Consider the following 2,008-nt stretch of genomic DNA (forward strand, 5'->3'; position numbering starts at 1 on the left):
AGATATAAATGCTTGGGTAGGATTCTTTACTAAAGGAAGATAGAAAATCACTTTAAGGGAGATGTTAGTTATGGCACTTAATGAAACAAATACAGCAGTAAAATCTCAGGAAAATACACATCAAAATACATTAACATTTGAAGATCAAGTCATTAAAAAAATTGCTGGAATTGCAGCTAATGAAATTAAAGGGATTTTATCAATGAGCGGGGGATTTATGAGCGGGTTAACAGATCGCTTCCGCAGCACTGAAGATATCACAAAAGGGATTAACGCTGAAGTAGGAGAAAAGCAAGTTGCCCTTGATTTAAAAGTAATTGTCGAATACGGAAAAAATGTTCCAGCCATTTTCTCTGAAACTGTTAATAACGTAAAAAAATCAGTTCACGAGATGACGGGATTAGAAGTAGTAGAAGTGAATATGCATGTAGAGGACGTAATGACTCGCTCTGAATTTGAAGCGAAAACGGATCGAGACAAAGAGCAGGAGTCCAAGCGTGATCTTGAATAAAATATAAAAGGTAAACACTTCCATTCATCATATATTCTTTGTATGATGAATGAGAAGTGTTTTTTTTATGGGAGGGAGAATTCTGTGATTTTGGTTAGTTCCTGCTTAGCAGGTCAAGGATGCAGATATAATGGAAGCAGTGCCTTAGTTAAGGAAATGAAAGCGCTCGTTGAAAATAAAGAAGCGGTAATGATGTGTCCGGAACTGTTAGGTGGATTTCACACGCCTAGAGAACCGGCAGAAATTATAAAAGGAACGGGAATAGACGTAATAAACGGAAATGCGCGAGTTATTGAACGATCGGGAAAAGACGTCACAGACATATACATAGACGGGGCCTATAAGGCACTGAGCATCGCAAAAGAAATAAAAGCTACTGTTATTGTACTAAAAGAAAACAGCCCTTCATGTGGAAGTGAACATATATATAACGGGGCATTTTCAAACGTTAAAATAGCAGGTGAAGGGGTAACGACTGCGTTGCTAAGAAAGCATGGTTTTATCGTTATGTCCGAAGCTCAATTTGCAGCTGAAATGCATAGAGACCCATCATAATCAAAAAAGCGTACACCATATGTGTACGCTTTTTTATAAAAGCCTATTTACTGTGAAGCGTATCTGCTGTGCTTTCTGTTCGTGTTACCGCATAAAGAGAGCAGAAAAGACCAAACAAAACAAAAATAGACCCGACCCAGCCGTTATAAATAACAGAGTATTGATTAACGACAATTCCTCCAACATAGGAGCCGATCGCAATTCCTACGTGTGAAATCGCTGCATTGGTGCTGATTAAAATGTCGGACGTCTCGCGTGCACTATGAATAATTAAATTGCTTTGAGCTGGTGAGACCGCCCAGCTGAGCGCACTCCAAATGATCATAAGAAGCAAGAACACAACAAATGGTAAATGAACGCCAAAAGGCATAGCAATCATGCTAACAAAAAAGAGAGCAATCATGGTGATAACAGATGAAGAAGGATTCCATTTATCAGAAACAGCTCCTCCAAGTCCTCCTCCTGCCACGGCAGCAAGACCAAAAATACCATAAATAATAGTCACCATCGTTGTATTTAATCCTAGCGTCTMTTGTAAAAATGGCGTGAAGTACGCATAAAGCGTTAAATGGCCCGCAAGTACAAATAATGTTGCTAGGTGAATAGCGAGCATTTTTTTATTGCGTAAAGCTTTTACCTGAGTTTTTAACGGTACAATTGGAGCAGGAGCTAGACGCTCCATTGTAAACCAAACGGTAATCATAATAATCGCAGTCAAAATTGCAATCATAACAAATACTTGACGCCAGCCAAGCGCATTTCCAATCAAAATACCAAGAGGAATGCCTAAAACAAGTGAGCCGCTTATTCCCATAAATACGATGCCAATTGCTCTGCCTTGGTATTCAGATTTTACCATTCTAGAAGCCATCGTGGTAGATAATACAATGATAAAAGAACCGCTCGCAGCAGCAAGAATACGTCCAATCAGTAGCATATAAT

Annotated in this window: 3 protein-coding genes; 2 read left to right on the forward strand and 1 reads right to left on the reverse strand. The window is 39.0% G+C overall.

Translation table 11 applies throughout. The features are described from left to right. The first annotated feature begins 70 nt into the window (after positions 1-70). Positions 71-511: an Asp23/Gls24 family envelope stress response protein gene (locus AC1DRF_RS24860; RefSeq protein ID WP_427076429.1), complete on the forward strand. Its 441-nt coding sequence runs from the start codon at positions 71-73 to the stop codon at positions 509-511. Between the two features lie 84 nt (positions 512-595). Further along, the gene (locus AC1DRF_RS24865; RefSeq protein ID WP_097823264.1) at positions 596-1,066 is read left to right on the forward strand and encodes a 2-thiouracil desulfurase family protein; all 471 of its coding nucleotides are present in this window, start codon (positions 596-598) and stop codon (positions 1,064-1,066) included. Between the two features lie 43 nt (positions 1,067-1,109). Here AC1DRF_RS24865 and AC1DRF_RS24870 read toward each other — a convergent pair. Further along, the coding region (locus tag AC1DRF_RS24870) for an MFS transporter (protein ID WP_477741951.1) at positions 1,110-2,008 on the reverse strand (899 nt) is incomplete at its 5' end.

Source organism: Priestia sp. P5_B4, assembly GCF_056400385.1.